General features: G+C 54.7%; 24 protein-coding genes. 20 read left to right on the top strand and 4 right to left on the bottom strand.

Annotated features, from left to right (window positions below):
- Positions 1 to 5: 5 nt before the first annotated feature.
- Complete coding sequence (rsmD, locus tag AC07NP_RS04430) at positions 6 to 581, bottom strand: 16S rRNA (guanine(966)-N(2))-methyltransferase (protein WP_494659699.1); 576 nt, start codon at positions 579 to 581, stop codon at positions 6 to 8.
- A gap of 150 nt (positions 582 to 731) precedes the next feature.
- Between rsmD and ftsY the strand changes: the two genes are divergently transcribed.
- The 6 genes from ftsY to AC07NP_RS04460 all read left to right on the top strand — a co-directional run bounded on the left by ftsY (position 732) and on the right by AC07NP_RS04460 (position 7,852).
- The gene (ftsY, locus tag AC07NP_RS04435; RefSeq protein ID WP_494659771.1) at positions 732 to 2,318 is read left to right on the top strand and encodes a signal recognition particle-docking protein FtsY; all 1,587 of its coding nucleotides are present in this window, start codon (positions 732 to 734) and stop codon (positions 2,316 to 2,318) included.
- A 2-nt stretch (positions 2,319 to 2,320) separates the two neighbouring features.
- Entirely contained in the window at positions 2,321 to 2,989 is a 669-nt protein-coding gene (gene ftsE, locus AC07NP_RS04440) for a cell division ATP-binding protein FtsE (protein ID WP_192614228.1), read from the top strand.
- Positions 2,982 to 4,040: a permease-like cell division protein FtsX gene (ftsX, locus tag AC07NP_RS04445; protein WP_203359690.1), complete on the top strand. Its 1,059-nt coding sequence runs from the start codon at positions 2,982 to 2,984 to the stop codon at positions 4,038 to 4,040. The genes ftsE and ftsX overlap by 8 nt, the downstream gene beginning before the upstream one ends.
- 252 nt (positions 4,041 to 4,292) lie before the next feature.
- Complete coding sequence (gene rpoH, locus AC07NP_RS04450; protein ID WP_045448525.1) at positions 4,293 to 5,147, top strand: RNA polymerase sigma factor RpoH; 855 nt, start codon at positions 4,293 to 4,295, stop codon at positions 5,145 to 5,147.
- A gap of 129 nt (positions 5,148 to 5,276) precedes the next feature.
- Positions 5,277 to 6,542 carry a 4-aminobutyrate--2-oxoglutarate transaminase gene (locus AC07NP_RS04455; protein ID WP_494659700.1) on the top strand — a complete coding sequence of 422 codons (1,266 nt, stop codon included), beginning with the start codon at positions 5,277 to 5,279 and terminating at the stop codon, positions 6,540 to 6,542.
- 206 nt (positions 6,543 to 6,748) lie between these two features.
- Positions 6,749 to 7,852, top strand: a complete 1,104-nt coding sequence (locus tag AC07NP_RS04460) for a branched-chain amino acid ABC transporter substrate-binding protein (protein ID WP_494659701.1) — start codon at positions 6,749 to 6,751, stop codon at positions 7,850 to 7,852.
- A gap of 85 nt (positions 7,853 to 7,937) precedes the next feature.
- Here the strand turns inward: AC07NP_RS04460 and panM are convergent, their stop codons facing one another.
- The gene (gene panM / locus AC07NP_RS04465) at positions 7,938 to 8,321 is read right to left on the bottom strand and encodes an aspartate 1-decarboxylase autocleavage activator PanM (RefSeq protein ID WP_494659772.1); all 384 of its coding nucleotides are present in this window, start codon (positions 8,319 to 8,321) and stop codon (positions 7,938 to 7,940) included.
- Between the two features lie 423 nt (positions 8,322 to 8,744).
- Between panM and livK the strand changes: the two genes are divergently transcribed.
- The 10 genes from livK (at position 8,745) to ugpQ (ending at position 18,812) form a co-directional block, all read left to right on the top strand.
- On the top strand, positions 8,745 to 9,854 hold the full coding sequence (livK, locus tag AC07NP_RS04470; protein ID WP_192614233.1) for a high-affinity branched-chain amino acid ABC transporter substrate-binding protein LivK: 1,110 nt from the start codon (positions 8,745 to 8,747) through the stop codon (positions 9,852 to 9,854).
- 47 nt (positions 9,855 to 9,901) lie between these two features.
- Positions 9,902 to 10,828 carry a high-affinity branched-chain amino acid ABC transporter permease LivH gene (gene livH, locus AC07NP_RS04475; protein ID WP_192614234.1) on the top strand — a complete coding sequence of 309 codons (927 nt, stop codon included), beginning with the start codon at positions 9,902 to 9,904 and terminating at the stop codon, positions 10,826 to 10,828.
- The gene (livM, locus tag AC07NP_RS04480) at positions 10,825 to 12,102 is read left to right on the top strand and encodes a branched chain amino acid ABC transporter permease LivM (protein ID WP_203359694.1); all 1,278 of its coding nucleotides are present in this window, start codon (positions 10,825 to 10,827) and stop codon (positions 12,100 to 12,102) included. Before livH ends, livM begins: the two co-directional genes overlap by 4 nt.
- Positions 12,099 to 12,866 carry a high-affinity branched-chain amino acid ABC transporter ATP-binding protein LivG gene (livG, locus tag AC07NP_RS04485; protein WP_192614236.1) on the top strand — a complete coding sequence of 256 codons (768 nt, stop codon included), beginning with the start codon at positions 12,099 to 12,101 and terminating at the stop codon, positions 12,864 to 12,866. The genes livM and livG overlap by 4 nt, the downstream gene beginning before the upstream one ends.
- Positions 12,867 to 12,883: 17 nt before the next feature.
- Complete coding sequence (gene livF / locus AC07NP_RS04490) at positions 12,884 to 13,597, top strand: high-affinity branched-chain amino acid ABC transporter ATP-binding protein LivF (RefSeq protein WP_494659773.1); 714 nt, start codon at positions 12,884 to 12,886, stop codon at positions 13,595 to 13,597.
- A gap of 248 nt (positions 13,598 to 13,845) precedes the next feature.
- Positions 13,846 to 15,162, top strand: coding sequence for a sn-glycerol-3-phosphate ABC transporter substrate-binding protein UgpB (gene ugpB / locus AC07NP_RS04495; RefSeq protein ID WP_276293601.1), 1,317 nt, complete (start codon positions 13,846 to 13,848; stop codon positions 15,160 to 15,162).
- A 102-nt stretch (positions 15,163 to 15,264) separates the two neighbouring features.
- Positions 15,265 to 16,152 (top strand): sn-glycerol-3-phosphate ABC transporter permease UgpA, encoded by an 888-nt coding sequence (gene ugpA, locus AC07NP_RS04500; protein ID WP_203359696.1) that lies wholly within the window; start codon positions 15,265 to 15,267, stop codon positions 16,150 to 16,152.
- Positions 16,149 to 16,994, top strand: a complete 846-nt coding sequence (ugpE, locus tag AC07NP_RS04505; RefSeq protein ID WP_203359697.1) for a sn-glycerol-3-phosphate ABC transporter permease UgpE — start codon at positions 16,149 to 16,151, stop codon at positions 16,992 to 16,994. Before ugpA ends, ugpE begins: the two co-directional genes overlap by 4 nt.
- 1 nt (position 16,995) lies before the next feature.
- On the top strand, positions 16,996 to 18,066 hold the full coding sequence (locus AC07NP_RS04510) for a sn-glycerol-3-phosphate import ATP-binding protein UgpC (protein ID WP_494659702.1): 1,071 nt from the start codon (positions 16,996 to 16,998) through the stop codon (positions 18,064 to 18,066).
- Positions 18,063 to 18,812: a glycerophosphodiester phosphodiesterase gene (gene ugpQ, locus AC07NP_RS04515; protein WP_494659703.1), complete on the top strand. Its 750-nt coding sequence runs from the start codon at positions 18,063 to 18,065 to the stop codon at positions 18,810 to 18,812. The genes AC07NP_RS04510 and ugpQ overlap by 4 nt, the downstream gene beginning before the upstream one ends.
- Here the strand turns inward: ugpQ and AC07NP_RS04520 are convergent.
- A complete protein-coding gene (locus tag AC07NP_RS04520; RefSeq protein ID WP_494659704.1) occupies positions 18,793 to 19,173 on the bottom strand; it encodes a DUF2756 family protein in 381 nt (126 codons plus the stop codon). The two genes, ugpQ and AC07NP_RS04520, sit on opposite strands and share 20 nt — an antisense overlap.
- Before the next feature lie 121 nt (positions 19,174 to 19,294).
- Here AC07NP_RS04520 and ggt point away from each other — a divergent pair, with 121 nt between their 5' ends.
- Positions 19,295 to 21,040: a gamma-glutamyltransferase gene (gene ggt / locus AC07NP_RS04525; protein WP_494659705.1), complete on the top strand. Its 1,746-nt coding sequence runs from the start codon at positions 19,295 to 19,297 to the stop codon at positions 21,038 to 21,040.
- A gap of 39 nt (positions 21,041 to 21,079) precedes the next feature.
- Here the strand turns inward: ggt and yhhY are convergent, their stop codons facing one another.
- Positions 21,080 to 21,568: an N-acetyltransferase gene (yhhY, locus tag AC07NP_RS04530; RefSeq protein WP_494659706.1), complete on the bottom strand. Its 489-nt coding sequence runs from the start codon at positions 21,566 to 21,568 to the stop codon at positions 21,080 to 21,082.
- A gap of 597 nt (positions 21,569 to 22,165) precedes the next feature.
- Here yhhY and AC07NP_RS04535 point away from each other — a divergent pair.
- From AC07NP_RS04535 to gntR, 3 genes are all read left to right on the top strand, one after another.
- The gene (locus AC07NP_RS04535; RefSeq protein WP_494659707.1) at positions 22,166 to 23,203 is read left to right on the top strand and encodes an oxidoreductase; all 1,038 of its coding nucleotides are present in this window, start codon (positions 22,166 to 22,168) and stop codon (positions 23,201 to 23,203) included.
- A 123-nt stretch (positions 23,204 to 23,326) separates the two neighbouring features.
- Positions 23,327 to 24,022: a quercetin 2,3-dioxygenase gene (yhhW, locus tag AC07NP_RS04540; protein ID WP_494659708.1), complete on the top strand. Its 696-nt coding sequence runs from the start codon at positions 23,327 to 23,329 to the stop codon at positions 24,020 to 24,022.
- A gap of 135 nt (positions 24,023 to 24,157) precedes the next feature.
- Positions 24,158 to 25,153 (top strand): gluconate operon transcriptional repressor GntR, encoded by a 996-nt coding sequence (gene gntR, locus AC07NP_RS04545; RefSeq protein ID WP_494659709.1) that lies wholly within the window; start codon positions 24,158 to 24,160, stop codon positions 25,151 to 25,153.
- Positions 25,154 to 25,191: the final 38 nt, after the last annotated feature.

Genomic DNA, 25,191 nt, shown 5'->3' on the forward strand with positions numbered 1-25,191 from the left:
TCTCCTTATTTTTCTCTTTGATATAAACGGTATGCGACTTGCCCGGCCACTTTTTCGCGATACAGCGACCAGTTTTCCGGGACGGGCGGCAGACCGTTTTCGACTTCGCTTTCGATATAAATATAGGCTTCATCAGCCAGCCAGCCGTGCGTTTCCAGTAACGTTAGCGTCTCTTCCAGCAGTCCTTTACGAAAGGGCGGATCGACGAAGACCACGTTGTGCGGTGTTCCGGTTTGGGCAAGGTGCGCCAGGGTGTTGGCGTTGATGACCCGGGCATTGCTGGCTTTCAGCGTCGCCAGATTTTTTTGCAACTGTTGGGAAACCGCGCGATCCATCTCCAGTAGCGTCGCGCCTGCCGCATAGCGGGACAGTGCCTCCAGCCCCAGTGCGCCGCTGCCCGCAAAACAGTCCAGACACTGGGCGTCGACCATGACGGGCGCCAGCCAGTTGAACAGCGTTTCGCGGACCCGGTCCGTCGTCGGGCGCAGACCCGGGCTGTCCGGAACCGGGAGTTTACGACCTCGCCATTGTCCGCCAATAATCCGGATTTGACCGCTGCCTGAGTGATTCGGTTTTTTCATGTCAATAATGGTCCAATCCGCGGCTGATACGTAATACCAGGCGGTGATGTGAATTAAGTTAAGTGATAGACTATTTCATCATTTTTATAGCTGCTATGTACATAGCGTTGACGCTGTGCCATGAAGCAACAGCGGGGAGTATGGTCGCAAATGGCGAAAGAGAAAAAACGTGGCTTTTTTTCCTGGCTGGGCTTTGGTCAAAAAGAGCAGGCGCCGGAAAACGAGACAGAACTAAAAAGCGAAGAACAACAACAGGTTACTGATGAGGTTGTTGCGACTGAAGAGCAGCAGCACGCCGCGGAACCGCACAAAGACGCTGAATCGGAAGCCTTTGCCGCTGAAGTGGTGGAAGTCACTGAGCAGGTTGCCGAAAGTGAAAAACCGCAGCCGGAGCCAGCCATTGTTGAGGACGCGCCGGTCGAATCCGACGTTGAACCACAACCAGAAATCGTAGAAACGCCCGCTGCGATCGTCGAAGAACTGGTTGTTGAAACACCCGCTCCGACCGTTGCTGTCGCCGATGTTATCGAACATGAAGCGCTGCCGTTGCCGGAAGAGGTGAAAGCCGAAGAGATTTCACCGCAAGAGTGGCAGGCGGAAGCGGAAACCGTCGAAATCATTGAGGCGGTCGAGGAAGCAGAGGAAAACGAACCCGAATTAACCGACGAAGAGCTGGAAGCGCAGGCGCTGGCCGCCGACGCGGAAGAAGAAGCGGCAGAAGAAGTCGAAGAGACAGAAGAGCCGGTTGTTGACGCCGCAGAGGTACAAGAAGAGACGCCGGTTGAAGAGAGCGCTCAGGAACAGGAAAAACCGACCAAAGAAGGTTTCTTTGCGCGCCTGAAACGCAGTCTGCTAAAAACCAAAGAAAACCTCGGTTCCGGATTTATCAGTCTGTTCCGTGGAAAGAAAATCGACGATGATCTCTTCGAAGAGCTGGAAGAGCAGTTGCTGATCGCTGACGTCGGGGTGGAAACCACCCGCAAGATTATTGCTAATCTGACCGACGGCGCGAGCCGTAAGCAACTGCGCGATGCCGAAGCGCTCTACGGGTTGCTCAAGGATGAAATGGGCGAGATCCTGGCGAAAGTCGAAGAACCGTTGAATGTAGAAGGCAAAACCCCGTTTGTTATTTTAATGGTTGGCGTGAACGGCGTGGGTAAAACCACCACTATCGGTAAACTGGCGCGTCAATTTGAACAACAAGGCAAATCCGTGATGCTGGCGGCAGGGGACACCTTCCGCGCCGCGGCGGTGGAGCAGTTGCAGGTTTGGGGGCAACGTAACAACATTCCGGTGATTGCTCAGCACACTGGCGCAGATTCCGCCTCCGTGATCTTTGATGCGATTCAGGCGGCGAAGGCGCGTAACGTTGACGTGCTGATCGCCGATACGGCAGGTCGCTTGCAGAACAAAGCGCACCTGATGGAAGAATTGAAGAAAATCGTTCGCGTCATGAAGAAACTGGATGAAGACGCGCCGCATGAAGTTATGCTGACTATCGATGCCAGCACCGGGCAGAATGCGATAAGCCAGGCCAAACTGTTCCACGAAGCGGTGGGGTTGACCGGTATCACTCTGACCAAGCTGGACGGAACGGCGAAAGGGGGAGTTATCTTCTCGGTTGCCGATCAGTTTGGCATTCCTATCCGCTATATTGGTGTGGGCGAACGTATCGAGGATTTACGTCCGTTTAAAGCGGGCGATTTTATAGAGGCACTTTTTGCCCGAGAGGATTAACAATGATTCGCTTTGAACATGTCAGCAAGGCCTATCTCGGTGGGAGACAAGCGCTGCAAGGGGTCACATTCCACATGCAGCCTGGCGAGATGGCGTTCCTGACCGGTCACTCAGGTGCGGGGAAAAGTACCCTGCTGAAGCTGATCTGTGGGATTGAGCGGCCAAGCGCCGGGAAAATCTATTTCAGCGGGCATGACATCACGCGTTTGAAAAACCGTGAAGTGCCGTTTCTGCGCCGTCAGATCGGGATGATTTTCCAGGATCACCACCTGTTGATGGACAGGACGGTCTTCGACAACGTGGCGATCCCGCTGATTATCGCGGGCGCCAGCGGAGACGACATTCGTCGTCGCGTGTCGGCGGCACTGGATAAAGTCGGCCTGTTGGACAAAGCGAAGAACTTCCCGATTCAACTTTCCGGCGGTGAACAGCAGCGTGTGGGCATCGCCCGGGCGGTGGTGAATAAACCGGCAGTGTTACTGGCGGATGAACCGACCGGGAACCTGGATGACGCGCTGTCGGAAGGGATCTTACGTCTGTTCGAAGAGTTTAACCGCGTCGGGGTGACGGTACTGATGGCAACGCACGACATTGGGCTTATTTCCCGCCGTTCGTATCGGATGCTGACCCTGAGCGATGGACATTTGCATGGAGGCGAGGCCCGTGAATAAGCGCGACGCGATTAATCAAATCAGGCAATTCGGTGGTCGACTGGACCGCTTCCGTAAATCTGGCGGTGCGTCCCCAGACGGTGGCCGCAATGCGCCAAAGCGTGCGAAGTCTGCGCCAAAACCGAACTCGCGTAAAACCAACGTCTTTAACGAACAGGTTCGCTACGCGTTCCAGGGGGCGTTACAGGATCTGAAAAGCAAACCACTGGCGACGTTTCTGACGGTGATGGTTATCGCGATCTCCCTGACCCTGCCAAGCGTGTGCTACATGGTTTACAAAAACGTGAACCATGCGGCGACACAATATTACCCTTCTCCGCAGATAACCGTATATCTGCAAAAAACGCTGGATGATGACGCAGCTGCAGGGGTGGTGGCGCAGTTGCAGGGCGAGCAGGGCGTGGAAAAAGTGAATTACCTGTCGCGAGATGACGCGCTGGGCGAGTTCCGTAACTGGTCCGGATTTGGCGGCGCGCTGGACATGCTGGAAGAGAACCCGCTGCCGGCCGTGGCGGTGGTGGTGCCGAAACTCGACTTTCAGGGAACGGACTCGTTGAATACGCTGCGCGATCGGATTTCGCAAATTAACGGTATCGACGAAGTGCGCATGGATGATAGCTGGTTTGCTCGTCTCGCCGCGCTGACTGGTCTGGTTGGCCGGGTATCGGCGATGATAGGCGTACTGATGGTGGCGGCGGTCTTCCTCGTCATCGGCAACAGCGTGCGCCTGAGCATCTTTGCCCGTCGCGACACCATTAACGTACAGAAATTGATCGGCGCGACAGACGGTTTTATTCTGCGTCCGTTCCTGTATGGCGGTGCGTTGCTGGGCTTCTCTGGCGCATTCCTTTCTCTGATTTTGTCAGAAATTTTGGTGATGCGACTGTCGTCCGCCGTGACCGAAGTGGCGCAGGTTTTCGGAACGAAATTTGATATCAACGGGTTATCGTTCGACGAGTGTCTGCTGTTGTTGCTGGTGTGCTCAATGATTGGCTGGGTGGCAGCCTGGCTTGCCACGGTACAACATTTACGTCACTTTACTCCTGACTAAAAAAACCGTGATATAATCTTTCCCTGCAATGAATTCCCGTTCGCAGGGAAAGAGCTTCAAAAAAATCTCCTGTCCCTGCCCCCGTATTTTTCAAAACGGTGTCACATTTTGTGCGTAGTTTATTCACAGCGTTGCATTGAACTTGTGGATAGAATCACTGTCTGATAAAAATGTGAATGATATTCTCGTTGCTCATAAGCTCTGGCATGATTGTTGTTGTAACGCCGGAAGATAAAGATTGAGAGGATTTGAATGACCAAAGAAATGCAAAATTTAGCTTTAGCCCCTGTTGGTAACCTGGAGTCTTACATCCGGGCTGCGAACGCGTGGCCGATGTTGTCGGCAGACGAGGAGCGGGCACTTGCTGAAAAGCTGCATTACCAGGGCGATCTGGAGGCAGCGAAGACGCTGATTCTGTCTCACCTGCGCTTTGTTGTTCATGTTGCTCGTAACTATGCGGGCTATGGCCTGCCGCAGGCGGATCTGATTCAGGAAGGTAATATCGGCCTGATGAAAGCCGTGCGCCGTTTTAACCCGGAAGTGGGTGTGCGCCTGGTCTCCTTCGCCGTGCACTGGATCAAAGCTGAGATCCACGAATATGTTCTGCGTAACTGGCGTATCGTCAAAGTGGCGACCACCAAAGCGCAGCGTAAGCTGTTCTTCAACCTGCGTAAAACCAAGCAGCGTCTGGGCTGGTTTAATCAGGATGAAGTCGAAATGGTGGCGCGCGAGCTGGGTGTTTCCAGCAAAGACGTTCGCGAAATGGAATCCCGTATGGCGGCGCAGGACATGACGTTTGATATGTCCTCGGACGATGAATCCGACAGCCAGCCGATGGCACCGGTGCTCTATCTGCAGGACAAATCGTCTAACTTTGCCGACGGCATTGAAGACGACAACTGGGAAGAGCAGGCGGCAAACCGTTTGACCGACGCTATGCAGGGGCTGGACGAACGTAGCCAGGACATCATTCGTGCACGTTGGCTGGATGAAGACAACAAGTCTACCTTGCAGGAACTGGCCGATCGCTACGGCGTTTCCGCAGAACGTGTGCGCCAGCTTGAAAAGAACGCCATGAAAAAACTTCGCGCCGCTATCGAAGCGTAATTCCCGCGAAGTCCCCGAAAAACCCTGGATGAATATCCGGGGTTTTTGTTTTTTTAACGCCTGTTCTGGCAAATTTTCTCCCCCTGGCAAACACTTACCGATGGGTTTTGCGCATCTTAGGGGATGAAAATGAAAAATAACGAACTGAATGAACGGCGTTTACAGGCGACGCCGCGCGGTATCGGCGTAATGTGCGATTTTTATGCCGACAGAGCAGAAAACGCGACGCTGTGGGACGTGGAAGGCAATGAGGTGATTGATTTTGCCGCCGGTATTGCGGTGCTTAACACCGGTCATCGACACCCAAAAATAATCGCTGCCATTGAGAAGCAGCTTCAGTCATTCACCCATACGGCTTATCAAATCGTTCCTTATGAAAGCTACGTCCGGCTTGCGGAACGCATCAACGAACGTGTCCCCATCAACGGGCCGGTAAAAACCGCCTTTTTCTCTACCGGGGCGGAAGCGGTAGAGAACGCGGTGAAGATTGCCCGTGCCTACACAAAACGACCAGGACTTATCACCTTTGGCGGCGCCTTCCACGGGCGAACCTTTATGACCATGGCGCTGACCGGAAAGGTCGCTCCCTACAAAATTGGCTTTGGACCGTTCCCCGGGTCGGTGTATCACGCGCAGTATCCTAATGCGGTGCACGGGGTTAGCACCGCTGATGCGCTGCAAAGCCTGGAGCGCATTTTCAAAGCGGATATTGCGCCCGATCAGGTGGCGGCGGTAATCCTTGAGCCGGTACAGGGTGAAGGGGGCTTTAATGTCGCGCCGGGTGAATTTATGCACGCGCTGCGCGCACTGTGCGATACCCACGGTATTCTCCTGATTGCCGATGAGGTGCAGACCGGTTTCGCCCGTACGGGCAAACTGTTTGCGATGGAGCATTACAGCGTGCAACCCGATCTCATCACGATGGCGAAAAGTCTGGCTGGCGGGATGCCGCTGTCGGCGGTTGCCGGACGCGCCGATATTATGGATGCGCCAGCGCCAGGCGGACTCGGCGGCACCTACGCCGGAAATCCGCTGGCCGTTGCTGCCGCGCATGCCGTACTGGATGTGATTGAAGAAGAGAAGCTGTGCGCGCGTGCCGTCGCGTTGGGCCAACATCTGGTTGAGGCGCTCAACTCGGCCAAAGCGAATTGTCCGCATATTGCGGATATTCGTGCGCAGGGCTCCATGGTGGCGGTGGAGTTTAACTGCCCGTCTTCCGGTCAGCCGTCTCCTGAATTTACCCGCCAGGTACAGAGTAAAGCGTTGGCGCAAGGACTCTTGCTGCTCAGTTGCGGCGTTTACGGCAATGTGATCCGCTTTCTCTACCCGCTGACTATCCCCGACGCGCAATTTCGCAAAGCGCTGGAGATTATTACGCACTCGCTGACACGATAAACCTGCGCCGCCCATTGCGGCGGCCACTTTTTTTGTCATCAACTTGTTATCTGACTGTCAAATTAGCTATTCCAAAATCGTAAAAATCGGGTATGTTTTAGCAGAGTGTGCTGAAAAAGCGCGAACTGCACACCTATAATTGAAATAAAGCGCTAAACAACAACATCACAACACACGTAATAACCACAATAATGGGGATTCTCAGGATGAATATGAAGGGTAAAGCGTTATTGGCAGGATGTATCGCCCTGTCTTTGAGCAATATGGCGTTTGCTAAGGATATTAAAGTCGCAGTCGTCGGCGCAATGTCGGGGCCGGTCGCGCAGTATGGCGATCAGGAATTTACAGGTGCGGAGCAGGCGATTGCCGATATCAACGCGAAAGGTGGCATTAAAGGCGACAAACTGGTCGTCGTGAAATATGATGATGCCTGTGACCCGAAACAAGCGGTCGCGGTCGCCAACAAAGTGGTTAACGACGGCATTAAGTACGTTATTGGTCACCTGTGCTCTTCATCCACTCAGCCTGCGTCTGACATCTATGAAGACGAAGGCATTCTGATGATCACGCCAGCGGCAACCGCGCCGGAACTGACCGCGCGTGGCTATAAATTGCTTCTGCGTACCACCGGTCTGGATTCTGACCAGGGACCGACAGCGGCGAAATACATTCTGAATAGCGTGAAACCGAAGCGCATCGCGATCATTCACGATAAACAGCAATACGGTGAAGGTCTGGCGCGCGCCGTTCAGGACGAGCTGAAAAAAGGTAACGCCGACGTCGTATTCTTTGACGGTATTACGGCTGGCGAGAAAGATTTCTCTACGCTGGTGGCGCGTCTGAAGAAAGAGAATATCGACTTTGTCTACTACGGCGGTTACCACCCGGAGATGGGGCAGATCCTGCGTCAGGCTCGCGCGGCGGGTCTGAAAACGCAGTTTATGGGACCAGAAGGGGTGGCGAACGTCTCCCTGTCTAACATTGCCGGTGAATCTGCCGAAGGGATGTTGGTAACGAAGCCGAAGAACTACGATCAGGTTCCGGCGAACAAACCGATTGTGGATGCCATCAAGGCGAAGAAGCAGGATCCGAGCGGTGCGTTCGTATGGACCACCTATGCGGCGCTGCAATCTCTGCAGGCAGGCCTGAATCAGTCTGAAGATCCGGCTGAGATCGCCAACTACCTGAAAGCGAACACCGTAGAAACCGTGATGGGTCCGCTCTCCTGGGATGAGAAAGGCGACCTGAAAGGCTTTGAGTTCGGCGTCTTTGACTGGCACGCCAACGGTACGGCGACCGACGCTAAATGACGGCATTGCCCGGTGACGCTTTGCTTACCGGGCCTACAACGTGCCATCTCCAGGCCGGGTAAGGCGCAGTCGCCACCCGGTTTTTTTACCGCTTCTCCCAGCCATTCTCCTGGGCCGTAAAGCCCAACGCCTGCATAAACGCCGCCATCACAACCCGGTCCTCAACGCCGACATCCGCCATCCACCAGGAGACGACGTTCGGGTTATCGCGCAGCACTTCTTCGACCAAATATTGCCCCACGCCACGGCGTCGTGTGACTTCGCGTATACGCAATGAATCCAGCGCGCCTTGCGTTGTCCCGAGAGTGACCCGCACTGCTCCCAGTAGACGCTCATTAAAGCGCGCGGCGTAGATCCGGTGCGTTTCATCAAGTGTTAAGGAGGAGGCTGAATATTCCGGCCAAATTTTGCCCAGATCGATGCGATCCTGGGCGCTGAAGTTTTCTAAACGAATGATGGTCAGCTTCATCAACAGCATGTCCAAATCTCAAAATATAGGGACAGTTTACCGAAATAATTTCCCCGGAGGCTTTCTCTTTTTTCTATCATTTGTTAGGTGATTAATGTTTTGACAGCGAAAAGTACAGTTTGAAACATTAGAGAATGAAAATTAGGCAGAATAATTCCCTGAAAGGCAGTGTTTTATTCCGCCCTTTGTATCGTTATTTTATGCTGACAACGGCGTTTTTTTTTGTTTATCTATAGTGAAAAGCAGAATATTATCTTTTCTTAATCGACTGAAAAATAGAGATTTTAATCTGTATTTGCTTAAAAGGCATCGCTAAACCATTAATGGGATTGATAAAAGTAGCGAAGTTCAAAAAAAGCACAGACTGCTTTTTGACCATATAAATACAAACTATAAATCACATCACAAATGGGGTTCTCAGAAATGAAACGGAATGCGAAAACGGTCATCGCAGGGGTCATTGCATTAGCGATATCGCATGCAGCAATGGCTGAGGATATTAAAGTGGCGGTCGTGGGGGCGATGTCCGGCCCGGTGGCGCAATGGGGAGACATGGAATTTAATGGTGCGCGTCAGGCCATTAAAGACATCAACGCCAAAGGCGGCATCAAAGGCGACAAGCTGGTTGGCGTTGAGTATGACGATGCCTGCGATCCGAAACAGGCCGTGGCGGTGGCGAATAAGATCGTCAACGACGGCATTCAGTATGTTATCGGCCACCTGTGTTCTTCTTCCACCCAGCCTGCATCTGACATCTATGAAGAAGAAGGTATTCTGATGATCACCCCGGGGGCGACGAACCCGGAGCTGACGCAGCGTGGCTATGAACACATTATGCGTACGGCAGGCCTGGACTCTTCTCAGGGACCGACCGCCGCCAAATACATTCTTGAAACCGTGAAACCGCAGCGTATCGCCATCATTCACGATAAGCAGCAATACGGCGAAGGGCTGGCGCGTTCGGTGCAGGACGGCCTGAAAGCGGGCAACGCCAATATCGTCTTTTTTGATGGGATCACGGCCGGAGAGAAAGATTTCTCTGCGCTGATCGCGCGTCTGCAAAAAGACAACATCGACTTCGTCTATTACGGCGGCTACTACCCGGAAATGGGCCAGATGCTGCGCCAGGCGCGTGCTGTCAGCCTGAAAACGCAGTTTATGGGACCGGAAGGCGTGGGTAATGCGTCATTGTCGAATATCGCGGGCGAGGCGGGGGAAGGCATGCTGGTGACGATGCCGAAACGCTATGACCAGGATCCGGCGAACAAAGCCATCGTGGATGAGCTGAAGGCAGAGAAAAAAGATCCGAGCGGCCCGTACGTGTGGATCACCTACGCTGCGGTTCAGTCGCTGGCGACGGCTCTGGAGCGTAGCGGCAGCAAAGCGCCGCTGGATTTGGTGAAAGATCTGAAAGCACACGGGGCTGATACCGTGATTGGGCCGCTGAAATGGGATGAAAAAGGCGATCTAAAGGGATTTGAATTTGGTGTCTTCCAGTGGCACGCCGACGGTTCTTCCTCGGTAGCCAAATAATCATCCCACCGCCCGGCGTTACCGGGCGGAATGAGAAAGGTAGTCTTATGTCCGAGCAGTTTCTCTATTTTCTGCAGCAGATGTTTAACGGCGTCACGCTGGGAAGCACCTACGCGCTGATCGCTATCGGTTACACGATGGTGTACGGCATTATCGGCATGATCAACTTCGCCCACGGCGAGGTGTACATGATCGGCAGCTATGTCTCTTTTATGATCATTGCCGCACTAATGATGATGGGCATTGATACCGGCTGGCTGCTGGTGGCCGCCGGGTTTGTTGGCGCCATTGTGATCGCCAGCGCCTATGGCTGGAGTATCGAGCGGGTGGCCTATCGGCCCGTACGCAGCTCCAAGCGCCTGATTGCGCTGATCTCCGCCATCGGGATGTCCATCTTTCTGCAAAACTACGTCAGCCTGACCGAAGGGTCGCGCGATGTGGCGCTGCCAAGCCTGTTCAACGGCCAGTGGGTTGTCGGGTCCAGCGAGAACTTCTCTGCCAGCATCACCACCATGCAGCTGGTTATCTGGATTGTCACCTTCGTGGCGATGCTGGCATTGACGCTGTTCATCCGTTATTCCCGTATGGGCCGCGCCTGTCGCGCCTGCGCAGAAGACCTGAAAATGGCGAGTCTGCTGGGGATTAATACTGACCGTGTGATTGCGCTGACCTTTGTGATCGGCGCGGCGATGGCGGCGGTGGCGGGTGTGCTGCTCGGACAATTTTACGGCGTCATCAACCCGTACATCGGCTTTATGGCCGGGATGAAAGCCTTCACCGCGGCGGTACTGGGCGGTATCGGCAGCATTCCAGGTGCCATGATCGGCGGCCTGATCCTCGGCGTTGCCGAAGCGCTCTCCTCTGCCTACCTGAGTACAGAATACAAAGATGTGGTGTCGTTTGCCCTGCTGATTCTGGTGCTGTTGGTGATGCCGACCGGTATTCTGGGTCGTCCGGAGGTAGAGAAAGTATGAAACCGATGCATTTTGCGATGGCGCTGCTCTCTGCCGCGATGTTCTTCGTGCTGGCGAGCGTTTTTATGGGCGTCCAGTTAGAGCTGGATGGCACTAAACTGGTGGTCGACACTGCGGGCGACATCCGCTGGCAGTGGGTGTTTATCGGCACGGCGGTGGTCTTTATCTTCCAGATGCTGCGCCCGACATTACAGAAGGGGCTGAAGAGCGTCTCCGGGCCGAAATTTATTCTGCCGGCCATTGACGGTTCAACCGCCAAACAGAAGCTGTTCCTTGTGGCATTGCTGGTTATCGCCGTGGCGTGGCCGTTTATGGTGTCGCGCGGGACGGTGGATATCGCCACCCTGACCATGATTTACATCATCCTTGGTCTCGGGTTGAACGTGGTGGTCGGGCTTTCTGGCCTGCTGGTGCTGGGTTATGGCGGCTTTTACGCTATCGGCGCTTACACCTTCGCGCTGCTGAACCACTATTACGGCCTCGGCTTCTGGACCTGTTTGCCGCTGGCGGGGCTGGTTTCTGCGGCGGCGGGCTTCCTGCTCGGTTTCCCGGTGCTGCGTCTGCGCGGCGACTATCTGGCGATTGTCACCCTGGGCTTTGGTGAAATCGTCCGTATTCTGCTGCTCAACAACACCGAAGTGACCGGCGGCCCGAACGGCATCAGCCAGATCCCGAAACCGACCTTTTTTGGTCTGGAGTTCAGTCGCACCGCCCGTGAAGGTGGCTGGGACACTTTCAGTAACTTCTTCGGCATGAAGTATGACCCGTCCGACCGCGTGATTTGGCTTTATCTGGTGGCGCTGTTGCTGGTGGTGTTCTCACTGTTCGTGATTAACCGTCTGCTGCGTATGCCGCTGGGCCGCGCATGGGAAGCGCTGCGTGAAGATGAAATCGCCTGTCGTTCATTGGGCTTAAACCCGACGCGTATCAAGCTGACGGCCTTTACCATCAGCGCCGCGTTTGCCGGTTTTGCCGGAACGCTGTTCGCCGCGCGCCAGGGCTTTGTCAGTCCGGAGTCGTTCACGTTTGCCGAATCGGCGTTTGTGCTGGCGATTGTGGTTCTGGGCGGCATGGGGTCGCAGTTTGCGGTGATCCTGGCGGCTATTCTGCTGGTGGTTTCGCGCGAGCTGATGCGTGACTTCAACGAATACAGCATGTTGATGCTGGGTGGCTTGATGGTACTGATGATGATCTGGCGTCCGCAGGGCTTGCTGCCGATGACCCGTCCACAGTTGAAACTGAAAAACGGGCAACCGAAAGGAGAGCAGGCATGAGTCAGCCATTATTATCTGTTAACGGTCTGATGATGCGCTTCGGCGGTTTGCTGGCGGTGAATAACGTCAACCTGGAGCTGCACCCGCAGGAAATCGTCTCCCTGATTGGTCCGAACGGTGCGGGCAAAACCACGGTCTTTAACTGTCTGACCGGTTTTTATAAACCCACGGGCGGCACCATCACATTACGTGACCAGCATCTGGAAGGGCTGCCGGGCCAGCAAATTGCCCGTATGGGCGTGGTGCGTACCTTCCAGCATGTGCGTTTGTTTCGTGAAATGACGGTGATTGAAAACCTGCTGGTAGCACAACATCAACAGCTGAAAACCGGCGTCTTTTCGGGGTTGTTCAAAACGCCATCCTTCCGCCGCGCCCAGAGCGAAGCGCTGGACCGCGCGGCGAGCTGGCTGGAGCGTATTGGTTTGCTGGAGCACGCCAACCGTCAGGCCAGTAACCTGGCGTACGGCGATCAGCGCCGTCTGGAGATCGCCCGCTGTATGGTAACGCAACCGGAGATCCTGATGCTTGACGAACCGGCGGCGGGTCTGAACCCGAAAGAGACCAAAGAGCTGGACGAGCTGATTGCTGAACTGCGTAACCATCACAACACCACGATTTTGCTGATTGAGCATGATATGAAGCTGGTGATGGGCATCTCTGATCGCATTTATGTGGTGAATCAGGGAACGCCGCTGGCGCACGGGACGCCGGAGCAAATTCGTAACAACCCGGACGTGATCCGCGCCTATTTAGGTGAAGCATAATGGTGGTGACGCATAAGATGGATAAAGTCATGTTGTCCTTTGACAAGGTCAGCGCCCACTACGGCAAAATTCAGGCGTTGCACGAGGTGAGCCTGCACATCAATCAGGGTGAAATCGTCACCCTGATTGGCGCGAACGGCGCAGGGAAAACCACCTTGCTGGGGACGCTGTGCGGCGATCCGCGTGCGACCAGCGGGCGGGTTGTGTTTGACGGCAAAGATATTACCGACTGGCAGACGGCGAAGATCATGCGCGAAGCGGTGGCGATTGTTCCGGAAGGGCGTCGCGTCTTCTCACGCATGACCGTGGAAGAGAACCTGGCGATGGGCGGCTTCTTTGCCGAACGCGACCAGTTCCAGCAGCGCATCAAGTGGGTGTACGAACTGTTCCCCCGTTTGCATGAGCGCCGCATTCAGCGTGCGGGCACCATGTCCGGCGGTGAACAGCAGATGCTGGCAATTGGTCGTGCGCTGATGAGCAACCCGCGCCTGCTGCTGCTGGACGAACCCTCGCTGGGTCTTGCGCCGATCATCATTCAGCAGATCTTCGACACCATCGAACAACTGCGCGAGCAGGGGATGACCATTTTCCTCGTTGAGCAGAACGCCAACCAGGCGCTGAAGCTTGCCGACCGCGGCTATGTGCTCGAAAACGGTCATGTGGTGCTATCCGATACCGGCGATGCGCTACTGGCGAATGAAGCGGTAAGAAGCGCCTATCTGGGCGGGTAATACCGCGATGTCATGAATCCCAGGCCGGGTAAGGTGATGCCACCACCCGGCTTTTTATTTGGCTTATACGTGCCTCAGCTCCCATTTTCCTGTCACCGTGCCTTCATCGTCTTGCCATCCCACTGACGCCTTACTATCTTTTTTTTGTAATCAAAACGTTATTTTTTTGTAATTCGAGCATGTCATGTTACTTCCGCGAACATAAAACGCGTGAAATCGCGCATTCGAAATAACAAGAGAGATAATCAATGAAACCGTTACGACATACAGCCTTAGGACTGGCGCTCAGCCTGGCATTGGCTGGCCAGGCACTGGCAGTGACTTCTATTCCATTCTGGCATTCAATGGAAGGGGAGTTAGGTAAAGAAGTTGATTCTCTGGCGCAACGTTTCAATGCCGCCAACCCGGATTACAAAGTGGTTCCCGTCTACAAGGGCAACTACGAACAGAACCTGAGTGCAGGTATTGCGGCATTCCGTACCGGTAACGCCCCGGCGATTTTGCAGGTCTATGAAGTCGGCACCGCCACCATGATGGCGTCGAAGGCGATTAAACCGGTCTATGAAGTGTTTAAAGATGCGGGCATCAGCTTTGATGAATCGCAGTTTGTGCCGACGGTTTCCGGTTATTACACCGATGGTAAAAGCGGGCACCTCCTTTCACAGCCGTTCAACAGTTCGACTCCGGTGCTCTACTACAACAAAGATGCCTTCAAAAAAGCGGGCTTAGATCCGGAGCAGCCGCCGAAAACCTGGCAGGATCTGGCGGCCTATACCGAGAAGCTGAAAGCGGCGGGTATGAAGTGTGGTTACGCCAGCGGCTGGCAGGGCTGGATCCAACTGGAAAACTTCAGCGCCTGGAACGGTTTACCCTTTGCGACTAAAAACAATGGTTTTGACGGCGCGGACGCGGTGCTGGAGTTCAACAAACCGGAGCAGGTGAAACATATTGCGCTGCTGCAGGAGATGAACAAGAAGGGCGATTTCAGCTACGTGGGTCGCAAAGATGAGTCCACCGAGAAGTTCTACAACGGGGATTGCGCCATTACGACGGCCTCGTCCGGATCGCTTGCCAACATTCGTCAATATGCCAAATTCAATTACGGCGTCGGCATGATGCCATACGATGGTGATGTGAAAGGCGCGCCGCAGAACGCCATCATTGGCGGGGCGAGCCTGTGGGTGATGCAGGGTAAAGACAAAGAGACCTACGCCGGTGTGGCGAAATTCCTCAACTTCCTGGCGCAGCCGGAAAATGCGGCTGAGTGGCACCAAAAGACCGGCTATCTGCCGATCACCACCGCAGCGTATGACCTGACCCGCGAACAGGGATACTACGATAAGAACCCTGGCTCAGATATCGCGACGCGTCAGATGCTGAACAAACCGCCGTTGCCGTACACCAAAGGGTTGCGTCTGGGCAATATGCCGCAAATCCGCACCATTGTGGATGAAGAGCTGGAAAGCGTGTGGACCGGCAAGAAAACCCCTCAGCAGGCGCTGGACTCCGCCGTTGAGCGCGGAAATCAGCTGTTGCGTCGTTTTGAACAGTCAACGAAATCTTAATGAGTGAAATGCCGGGTGGCGGCTTCGCCTTACCCGGCCTACACGAACCTGTAGGCCGGATAAGCGTAGCGTCATCCGGCGTTGTTCAGGAATCAACCCCTTATGTCTTCATCCCGTCCGGTGTTCCGCTCGCGTTGGTTGCCCTATTTGTTGGTCGCTCCGCAGTTGGTTATCACCCTTATTTTCTTTATCTGGCCTGCGGGTGAAGCGCTGTGGTATTCCCTACAAAGCGTCGATCCGTTTGGTTTCTCCAGCCGGTTCGTTGGGCTGGAGAACTTCGTCGCGCTGTTTCATGACAGCTACTATCTCGACTCCTTCTGGACGACGATAAAATTCAGCACCCTGGTCACCGTCAGCGGCCTGCTGGTCTCGCTGTTCTTCGCCGCGCTGGTGGAGTATATCGTGCGCGGTAGCCGTATTTATCAAACCTTGATGTTGCTGCCCTACGCTGTTGCGCCCGCAGTGGCCGCCGTGCTGTGGATCTTCCTGTTTAACCCCGGTCGCGGACTGATCACCCATTTTCTCGCCGAGTTTGGTTACGACTGGAACCACGCGCAATACAGCGGTCAGGCGATGTTCCTCGTGGTGTTCGCTTCTGTCTGGAAGCAGATTAGTTACAACTTCCTCTTCTTCTATGCCGCGCTGCAATCCATTCCTCGATCGCTTATCGAAGCGGCGGCCATTGATGGCGCAGGCCCGATTCGCCGCTTCTTTAAGCTCGCCCTGCCGCTGATTGCGCCGGTGAGTTTCTTCCTGCTGGTGGTCAATCTGGTGTACGCCTTCTTCGACACCTTCCCGGTGATCGACGCGGCCACCGCCGGGGGACCGGTGCAGGCGACGACGACGCTTATCTATAAGATCTACCGTGAAGGTTTTACCGGGCTGGATCTCTCAGCTTCCGCCGCGCAGTCGGTGGTGCTGATGTTCCTTGTCATTGTGCTGACGGTGGTGCAGTTCCGCTATGTCGAAAGTAAGGTGCGCTACCAATGATTGAGAACCGTCCGTGGCTGACAATATTCAGCCATACCATGTTGATTCTGGGGATCGCGGTGATCCTCTTCCCGCTGTATGTCGCGTTTGTGGCGGCGACGCTGGATGACCAGGCGGTGTTTGCCGCGCCGATGACGCTGATCCCCGGCAGGCATCTGTTGGAAAATATGCACACCATCTGGATCAACGGCGTCGGTGTGAACAGCGCGCCGTTCTGGCGGATGATGCTCAACAGCTTTGTGATGGCGTTCAGCATCACGGTGGGCAAAATCACGGTTTCGATGCTCTCGGCGTTCGCTATCGTCTGGTTCCGTTTTCCGCTGCGTAACCTGTTTTTCTGGATGATTTTTATCACCCTGATGCTGCCGGTTGAAGTGCGTATTTTCCCGACGGTGGAAGTGATCGCCAACCTGAAAATGCTCGACAGTTACGCCGGTCTGACGCTGCCGCTGATGGCGTCGGCCACCGCGACCTTTCTGTTCCGCCAGTTCTTTATGACGTTGCCGGATGAGCTGGTGGAAGCGGCGCGCATCGACGGCGCTTCGCCGATGCGCTTCTTTCGTGACATTGTCTTCCCGTTGTCGAAAACCAACCTCGCAGCGCTGTTCGTGATCACCTTTATCTACGGCTGGAACCAGTATCTGTGGCCGCTGCTGATTATCACCGATGTTGATCTCGGCACCGCCGTGGCGGGTATTAAGGGGATGATCGCCACCGGCGAAGGCACGACTCAATGGAATCATGTGATGGCGGCAATGTTGTTAACGCTTATCCCACCGGTGGTGGTTGTTTTAGTGATGCAGCGTGCCTTCGTACGCGGTTTAGTGGACAGTGAGAAATAAGATGGCTGGATTAACATTACAGGCAGTAACCAAAAGCTGGGATGGCAAAACCCAGGTCATTAAACCGCTGACGCTGGAAGTGGCAGACGGTGAATTTATCGTGATGGTGGGGCCTTCCGGCTGTGGGAAATCGACGCTGCTGCGAATGGTCGCCGGGCTGGAGCGGGCGACCAGCGGGGAGATCTGGATCGACGGCCAGTGTGTGACCGAACTGGAGCCGAAAGATCGCGGCATTGCGATGGTGTTCCAGAACTACGCGCTCTACCCCCATATGAGCGTGGAAGAGAACATGGCGTGGGGGCTGAAGATCCGTGGAATGGACAAAGGTCAGATTGCTGAACGCGTTAAAGAGGCCGCCCGCATTCTGGAACTGGACGGTTTGCTCAAACGTCGCCCGCGCGAGCTTTCCGGCGGCCAGCGCCAGCGTGTGGCGATGGGGCGCGCCATCGTGCGCGACCCGGCGGTGTTCCTGTTCGATGAACCGCTCTCTAACCTCGATGCCAAACTGCGCGTACAGATGCGTCTTGAACTGCAACAACTGCACCGCCGCCTGAAAACCACCTCACTGTACGTCACCCATGACCAGGTGGAAGCGATGACCCTCGCCCAGCGGGTGATGGTGATGAATAACGGTATTGCCGAGCAAATCGGTACGCCGGTGGAAGTCTACGAAAAACCCGCCAGCCTGTTTGTGGCGAGTTTTATCGGCAGCCCGGCGATGAATCTGCTGGCGGGGCGACTCAACAGCGAAGGCACTCACTTTGAGCTGGAAGGCGGCCTCGCACTGCCGCTTAACGGCGCGCATCGCCAACACGCCGGGCGTAAAATGACCCTCGGTATCCGCCCGGAGCATATTGCGCTAAGCTCGCAGGCAGAAGGCGGCGTGCCGCTGGTGGTGGAGACGCTGGAGATGCTGGGCGCGGATAACCTTGCGCACGGTCGCTGGGGCGAGCAGAAGCTGGTGGTGCGCCTCGCGCATCAGGAGCGTCCAACGGCTGGCAACACGCTGTGGCTCCATCTGCCGGACAATCATTTGCATCTTTTTGATGGTGAAACAGGACAACGACTATGAGTAACTGGCCTTACCCCCACGTTGCAGCCCATCGCGGCGGCGGCAAACTGGCTCCGGAAAACACCCTGGCGGCCATTGACGTGGGGGCGCGTTATGGGCACACCATGATCGAATTTGACGTTAAATTGTCGAAAGACGGCGAAATCTTCCTGCTGCATGATGACAATCTCGAGCGCACCAGCAACGGCTGGGGCGTGGCGGGGGAGCTGGCCTGGCTGGACCTCTTGCGCGTGGATGCGGGCGGCTGGTTCAGCGGCGAGTTCAAAGGCGAACCGTTACCGTTGCTCGCACAGGTGGCGGAGCGCTGCCGGAAATACGGCATGATGGCCAATATCGAAATTAAACCCACCACCGGCACCGGGCCGTTGACGGGAAAAGTGGTGGCGCTGGCAGCGCGCGCGCTGTGGGCGGATATGACGCCGCCGCTACTCTCTTCGTTTGAAATTGATGCGCTGGAAGCCGCGCAACGGGCCGCGCCGGAATTACCGCGTGGCCTGTTGCTGGATGAGTGGCGTGATAACTGGCGTGAACTGACCACGCGACTGGAGTGCGTCTCCATTCATCTTAATCATCATCTGCTGAATGAAGCGCGGGTCGAGAGCCTGCGCGAGGCGGGGCTGAAGATTCTGGTCTACACCGTCAACAAACCCCAGCGCGCCGCACAATTGCTGCGCTGGGGGGTGAACTGCATCTGCACCGATGCGATCGACGTTATTGGTCCGGACTTTACCGCTGCGAATTATTAAGCATATCGCCATTCTGACGCTGCGGCAGCATATGTTGCTGACCGCTGTCCTGAACTGTTCCGCCGTTCAGCATACCGCCGTTGGTATTCGGTAACGGTTGTTCGCGTACCTGACCTTGCTGGACTCGCTGGGTGTTATTGTTCATCTGCGTTTGCAGATGCTGTTGTTGAAGCTGAGTTTGTGTTTTCAACTGCTGGTTGAGCATCCCTTTCTGCTGGATTTGCTGCGACTGCATTTGCGTCTGCATGCGTTGCTGACTGGGTATCTGATAACCTTGCTGGTTCGGGTTATTCATGGTGTTGATGGGCTGTGCAAAAACAGCAAACGGCAGCAGCGCCGTTAAAATTAAGAACCGTTTCATCGTCTTTCCTCCTCTGGGGGGATCTCTTAAGTTTACTCCTTTCTTACCGTAACGATGGTTATTTCAGAGTTATGCACCAGGATTAGTGGGGGGCTGACCCCGGAACTTCTGGAGAATCATAATGATGAAACCGACGTTTTTTCGCCGGGTAGCGCTTGCTGCTCTGCTGTCAGGAAGCTGCTTTAGTGTTGTTGCTGCGCCGCCAGCGCCATCTCCGGTGTCATACGGCGTTGAAGAGGATGTGTTCCATCCTGTGCGGGCGACGCAGGGGATGGTGGCTTCAGTGGATGCGATGGCCACCCAGGTGGGGGTCGATATTCTTAAGCAGGGCGGTAACGCCGTGGATGCCGCAGTGGCGGTGGGCTACGCGCTGGCCGTCACCCATCCGCAGGCCGGTAATTTAGGTGGTGGCGGATTTATGCTGCTGCGCACCAAAGACGGTAATACCACGGCGATCGATTTTCGTGAAATGGCGCCTGCCGGTGCCACCCGTGACATGTTCCTCGATGATCAGGGCAATCCCGACAGCAATAAATCGCTGACCTCGCATCTGGCTTCCGGTACGCCGGGAACTGTCGCGGGCTTCTCGCTGGCGCTGGAGAAATACGGCACGATGCCGCTGAACAAAGTGGTGCGCCCGGCAATGAAACTGGCGGAAGAGGGGTTTATCGTTAACGATGCGCTGGCCGACGATCTGAAAACCTACGGCAGCGAAGTGATCCCTAATCATGAGAACAGTAAAGCGATTTTCTGGAAAGACGGCGAGCCGCTGAAAAAGGGTGACAAACTGGTGCAAAAAGATCTGGCGAAAAGTCTGGAACTGATTGCGGAAAACGGCCCGGATGCCTTTTATAAAGGGGCGATAGCAGACCAGATTGCACAAGAGATGCAGAAGAACGGCGGGTTGATGACCAAAGACGATCTGGCGGCCTATAAAGCGGTGGAACGCACGCCGATCGGCGGCGACTATCGTGGCTATCAGGTCTTCTCCATGCCGCCACCATCCTCCGGCGGTATTCATATCGTGCAGATCCTTAATATCCTTGAAAACTTCGATATGAAGAAATACGGATTCGGCAGCGCGGACGCCATGCAGGTGATGGCGGAAGCCGAGAAACATGCCTATGCCGATCGCTCGGAATATCTCGGCGACCCGGATTTTGTGAAGGTGCCGTGGCAGGCGTTGACGAATAAGGCGTATGCAAAATCCATTGCTGATCAGATAGATATCAATAAAGCTAAGCCGTCCAGCGAAATAAAACCGGGTAAACTTGCACCGTACGAAAGTAACCAGACCACTCACTTCTCAGTGGTGGATAAAGACGGTAACGCCGTGGCGGTGACCTACACCCTGAACACCACGTTTGGCACCGGGATTGTGGCCGGAAACAGCGGGATTCTGCTCAATAACGAGATGGACGACTTTTCTGCCAAACCGGGGGTGCCAAACGTCTACGGTCTGGTGGGCGGCGATGCCAATGCGGTGGGGCCGAAGAAACGCCCGCTGTCGTCCATGTCGCCAACCATCGTGGTGAAAGACGGCAAAACCTGGCTGGTGACCGGCAGCCCTGGCGGTAGCCGAATTATCACGACTGTGCTGCAAATGGTGGTCAACAGTGTCGATTTCGGAATGAACGTCGCTGAAGCAACCAATGCGCCGCGTTTCCATCATCAGTGGTTACCGGATGAGTTGCGCGTGGAGAAAGGGTTTAGCCCGGATACCGTCAAATTGCTGGAACAAAAGGGGCAGAAAGTCGTGCTGAAAGAGGCGATGGGCAGCACCCAGAGCATTATGGTGGGACCGGATGGCGCGTTGTATGGCGCGTCAGACCCGCGTTCAGTCGATGATTTAACGGCAGGATATTGATTTGAAATGCCCGGTGGCGCTACGCCTACCGGGCAAACATCATTTCACCCGCGCCATAAAATACGCATCCACATACTCACCATTGCGCAGACCGTATTTCTTCCCGGTGCCTTCAATCTCGAATCCCTGCTTTTTGTACACCGCGATCGCCGGGGCGTTATCGACAAACACCGTTAACTCGATGCGATCCACCCGCAGCCAGTTGTCGCACATGTCGATCATGGTACGGATCAGCGCACTGGCGACGCCGCGATTTTGCCACTGCGCACCGACGCAAATACCAAAATCGGCGACATGGCTACGGCGCGGGCGCTGGGCGACCGCAATGGAGAGATGCCCCACCACAATATCATCAATGCAGGCAACCAGTTGTTTGATGCCGGGGCGATCGGCTAGTCGCTCCTGCCACATTTCCATGGATGGATGAGGAACCTGTAGCGTGTTGTGATACACCTCTGGCTGGGCGTGGATTTGACGGATTGCGTCGTAATCTCTCGGTTCTGCATGGCGTATCACAATGTCACTCATTCCTTCGTCCTCTGTGGGGTAAATGTCCTGTTAAACATCATTGACTTTGAAATTTGAGTCAACCGTCTTTTTTTGCAAAAAGTATTGGACAAGTGCGAATGATAATGATTATTATTGCCGTGCGTTCAGGGAAACCCATGCGGAGAACCTGAAAGCACGACATTGCTCACATTGCTTCCAGTATTATTTTAGCCAGCGTATCGCTGGCTTTTTTTTTAGTGTGTTTCGGGCTAGTTTGCTTGCCAGCTTAATCCCGGGCTGTGCTCGCACAAAACGCATTGCGTTTTGAACGCACTTTAGTGCGGTCCCGAAGGGGTGAGCGAAGCGAATAATCCTCACGTACATTAAGTACGCTCCGGTTGCTGCGCGCAGGCTGTGAATAATCTGCCTGCGCCACTGACGCCCGAGGCGCGGGCATTTGTGAAAGTGGTGTGTGGGCATCTGTGTTTTGTAGGCCGGATAAGGTAACGCCGCCATCCGGCGCTGCACGGCTGTTGCCGGATGGCGCTGGCGCTTATCCGGCCTACAACGTTCAATGTTTTGTCCCTCTCCGCTTTGCGCTATGGTGTATGCAATCACCGTCAAAAGGACGCTTTCATGACCTTACACTGCGCATTCATCGGGTTCGGTAAAAGTACCACTCGCTACCACCTTCCGTATGTCCTCCATCGTAAAGACCGCTGGCACGTTGCACATATCTATCGTCGCAGCGCGAAGCCGGAGGAGCAGTATCCGCAGTACTCCCACATCCATTTCACCAGTGATCTCGATGACGTGTTTAACGATCCGCAGGTGACGTTGGTGATCGTATGTACCCATGCTGACAGCCACTTCGATTACGCCAGGCGCGCACTGGAAGCCGGGAAGAACGTGCTGGTTGAAAAACCGTTTACCCCGACGCTGGCGCAAGCGAAAGCGCTGTTTGAACTGGCGAAAAGCAAAGGGCTGACCATTACGCCGTACCAGAATCGTCGCTTTGATGCCTGTTTCCTGACCGCCAAAAAAGCGATCGAAAGCGACAAGCTGGGCGACATCGTGGAAATCGAAAGTCACTTTGACTACTATCGTCCGGTGGCGGAAACCAAACCCGGTTTACCGCAGGATGGTGCCTTTTACGGTCTTGGCGTGCATACCCTGGACCAAATCATCTCACTGTTTGGCCGACCGGATCATGTGGCCTACGACATCCGTAGCGTGCGCAACTGCGCTAACCCGGATGACACCTTTGAAGCGCACCTCTTTTACGGCAACCTCAAAGCCATCGTCAAAACCAGTCATCTGGTGAAAATAGAGTATCCGAAGTTTATCGTCCACGGGACGAAAGGCTCGTTTGTGAAATATGGTATCGACCAGCAGGAAACCAGCCTGAAGGCCAATATCATGCCCGGCGAACCCGGATTTGCGGCTGACGATTCGGTTGGTCGACTGGAGTATGTGAACGAAGACGGAATCACCGTAAGAGAAGAGATGACGCCAGAGCCCGGTGACTACGGGCGCGTCTATGATGCGTTGTATGAGACGTTAACCACCGGCAAACCGAACTACGTCAAGGAATCTGACGTTCTCACCAATCTGGAAATCCTCGAACGCGCATTCGAACAGGCTTCTCCAGCGACGATTACCCTCGCCAGATAAGTAAAATCGGCTCCTCTGTATTTGTTCATAATTTTTGAACAGAGGAGTCAATTTTCACCCTCTATGATCGCAGAAGGATTGGGTCCACACTGAGTCCATCGAAAACATCTGGGGGTGAATACAATGATCTACTTACGTAAAGCAAACGACCGTGGCCATGCCAATCATGGTTGGCTGGATTCCTGGCATACCTTCTCGTTTGCCAACTATTACGACGCGAACTTTATGGGATTCTCGGCGCTGCGTGTCATCAACGATGACGTGATTGAAGCCGGTCAGGGCTTTGGAACTCACCCCCATAAAGACATGGAAATCCTGACGTATGTTCTGGAAGGCGCGGTTGAACATCAGGACAGTATGGGCAATAAAGAGCAGGTTCCGGCGGGCGAATTTCAGATCATGAGCGCCGGGACGGGGATCCGTCACTCGGAGTACAACCCGAGCGACACTGAGAAGCTGCATCTGTATCAGATCTGGATCATGCCGCAGGAAAACGGGATTACGCCACGCTACGAACAGCGTCGTTTTGATGCCGTACAGGGCAAGCAACTGGTGCTGTCGCCGGATGCGCGTGACGGTTCGCTGAAGGTGTATCAGGATATGGAGCTGTATCGCTGGGCGTTGCTGAAAGATGAGCAGTCAGTGCATCAGATCTCCGCAGAGCGCCGCGTCTGGATCCAGGTGGTGAAAGGTAATGTCACCATTAACGGCACTCAGGCGTCGACCAGTGACGGTCTGGCAATCTGGGATGAGCAGGCAATCTCTATTCATGCCGACAGCGACAGCGAAGTGTTGTTGTTTGATCTGCCGCCAGTATAAAAATACACGTCATCACTTTACCTGGGCCGGATAAGACGCGTGAGCGTTGCCATCCGGCCTTCATCGTTTGTCATTAATTTTGCAAGTCCGTGATAAACTCAGGGGAATGATCCCCTTTTTGTACCTTTCAGGACGATGAAAAAGAAAAGACCCGTACTTCAGGATGTGGCCGACCGCGTGGGCGTGACCAAAATGACGGTCAGCCGTTTTTTGCGTAATCCAGAGCAGGTCTCTGTTGCGCTGCGGGGCAAGATTGCTGCTGCACTTGATGAACTGGGTTATATTCCCAATCGTGCTCCTGATATCCTTTCTAACGCCACCAGCCGTGCAATCGGCGTGCTGTTACCCTCTCTCACCAACCAGGTTTTTGCTGAAGTATTACGCGGAATTGAAAGCGTTACTGATGCTCACGGTTATCAGACAATGCTGGCGCACTATGGCTATAAACCTGAGATGGAACAGGAGCGTCTGGAATCGATGCTGTCGTGGAACATCGATGGCCTGATCCTCACTGAGCGTACCCACACGGCGCGTACCCTGAAGATGATTGAGGTGGCGGGTATTCCGGTTGTCGAACTGATGGACAGCCAGTCTCCGTGCCTGGACATTGCGGTGGGTTTTGACAACTTTGAAGCCGGGCGCCAGATGACTGCCGCGATTATCGCGCGGGGGCATCGCCATATCGCCTATCTGGGGGCGCGTCTCGACGAACGTACTATCATCAAACAGAAGGGCTACGAACAGGCGATGCTGGATGCTGGTCTGGTGCCTTACAGCGTGATGGTGGAACAGTCTTCCTCTTACTCTGCCGGTATTGAGCTGATTCGTCAGGCAAGACGCGAATATCCGCAACTGGATGGCGTGTTCTGTACCAACGATGACCTGGCTGTCGGTGCGGCGTTTGAGTGCCAGCGTTTAGGCCTCAAAATTCCTGATGATATAGCGATCGCCGGTTTCCACGGACATGATATCGGTCAGGTGATGGAACCCCGTCTGGCCAGCGTACTCACGCCACGTGAGCGAATGGGCAGCATTGGTGCAGAACGTCTGCTGGCGCGCATTCGTGGCGAAACAGTGACACCTAAAATGTTAGATTTAGGTTTCACCTTGTCACCGGGCGGATCTATTTAGCCCAACAAGTTTGAAGTAGCTCACACTTATTCACTTCT

The organism is Citrobacter sp. GW821-FHT07H02 (assembly GCF_059418505.1).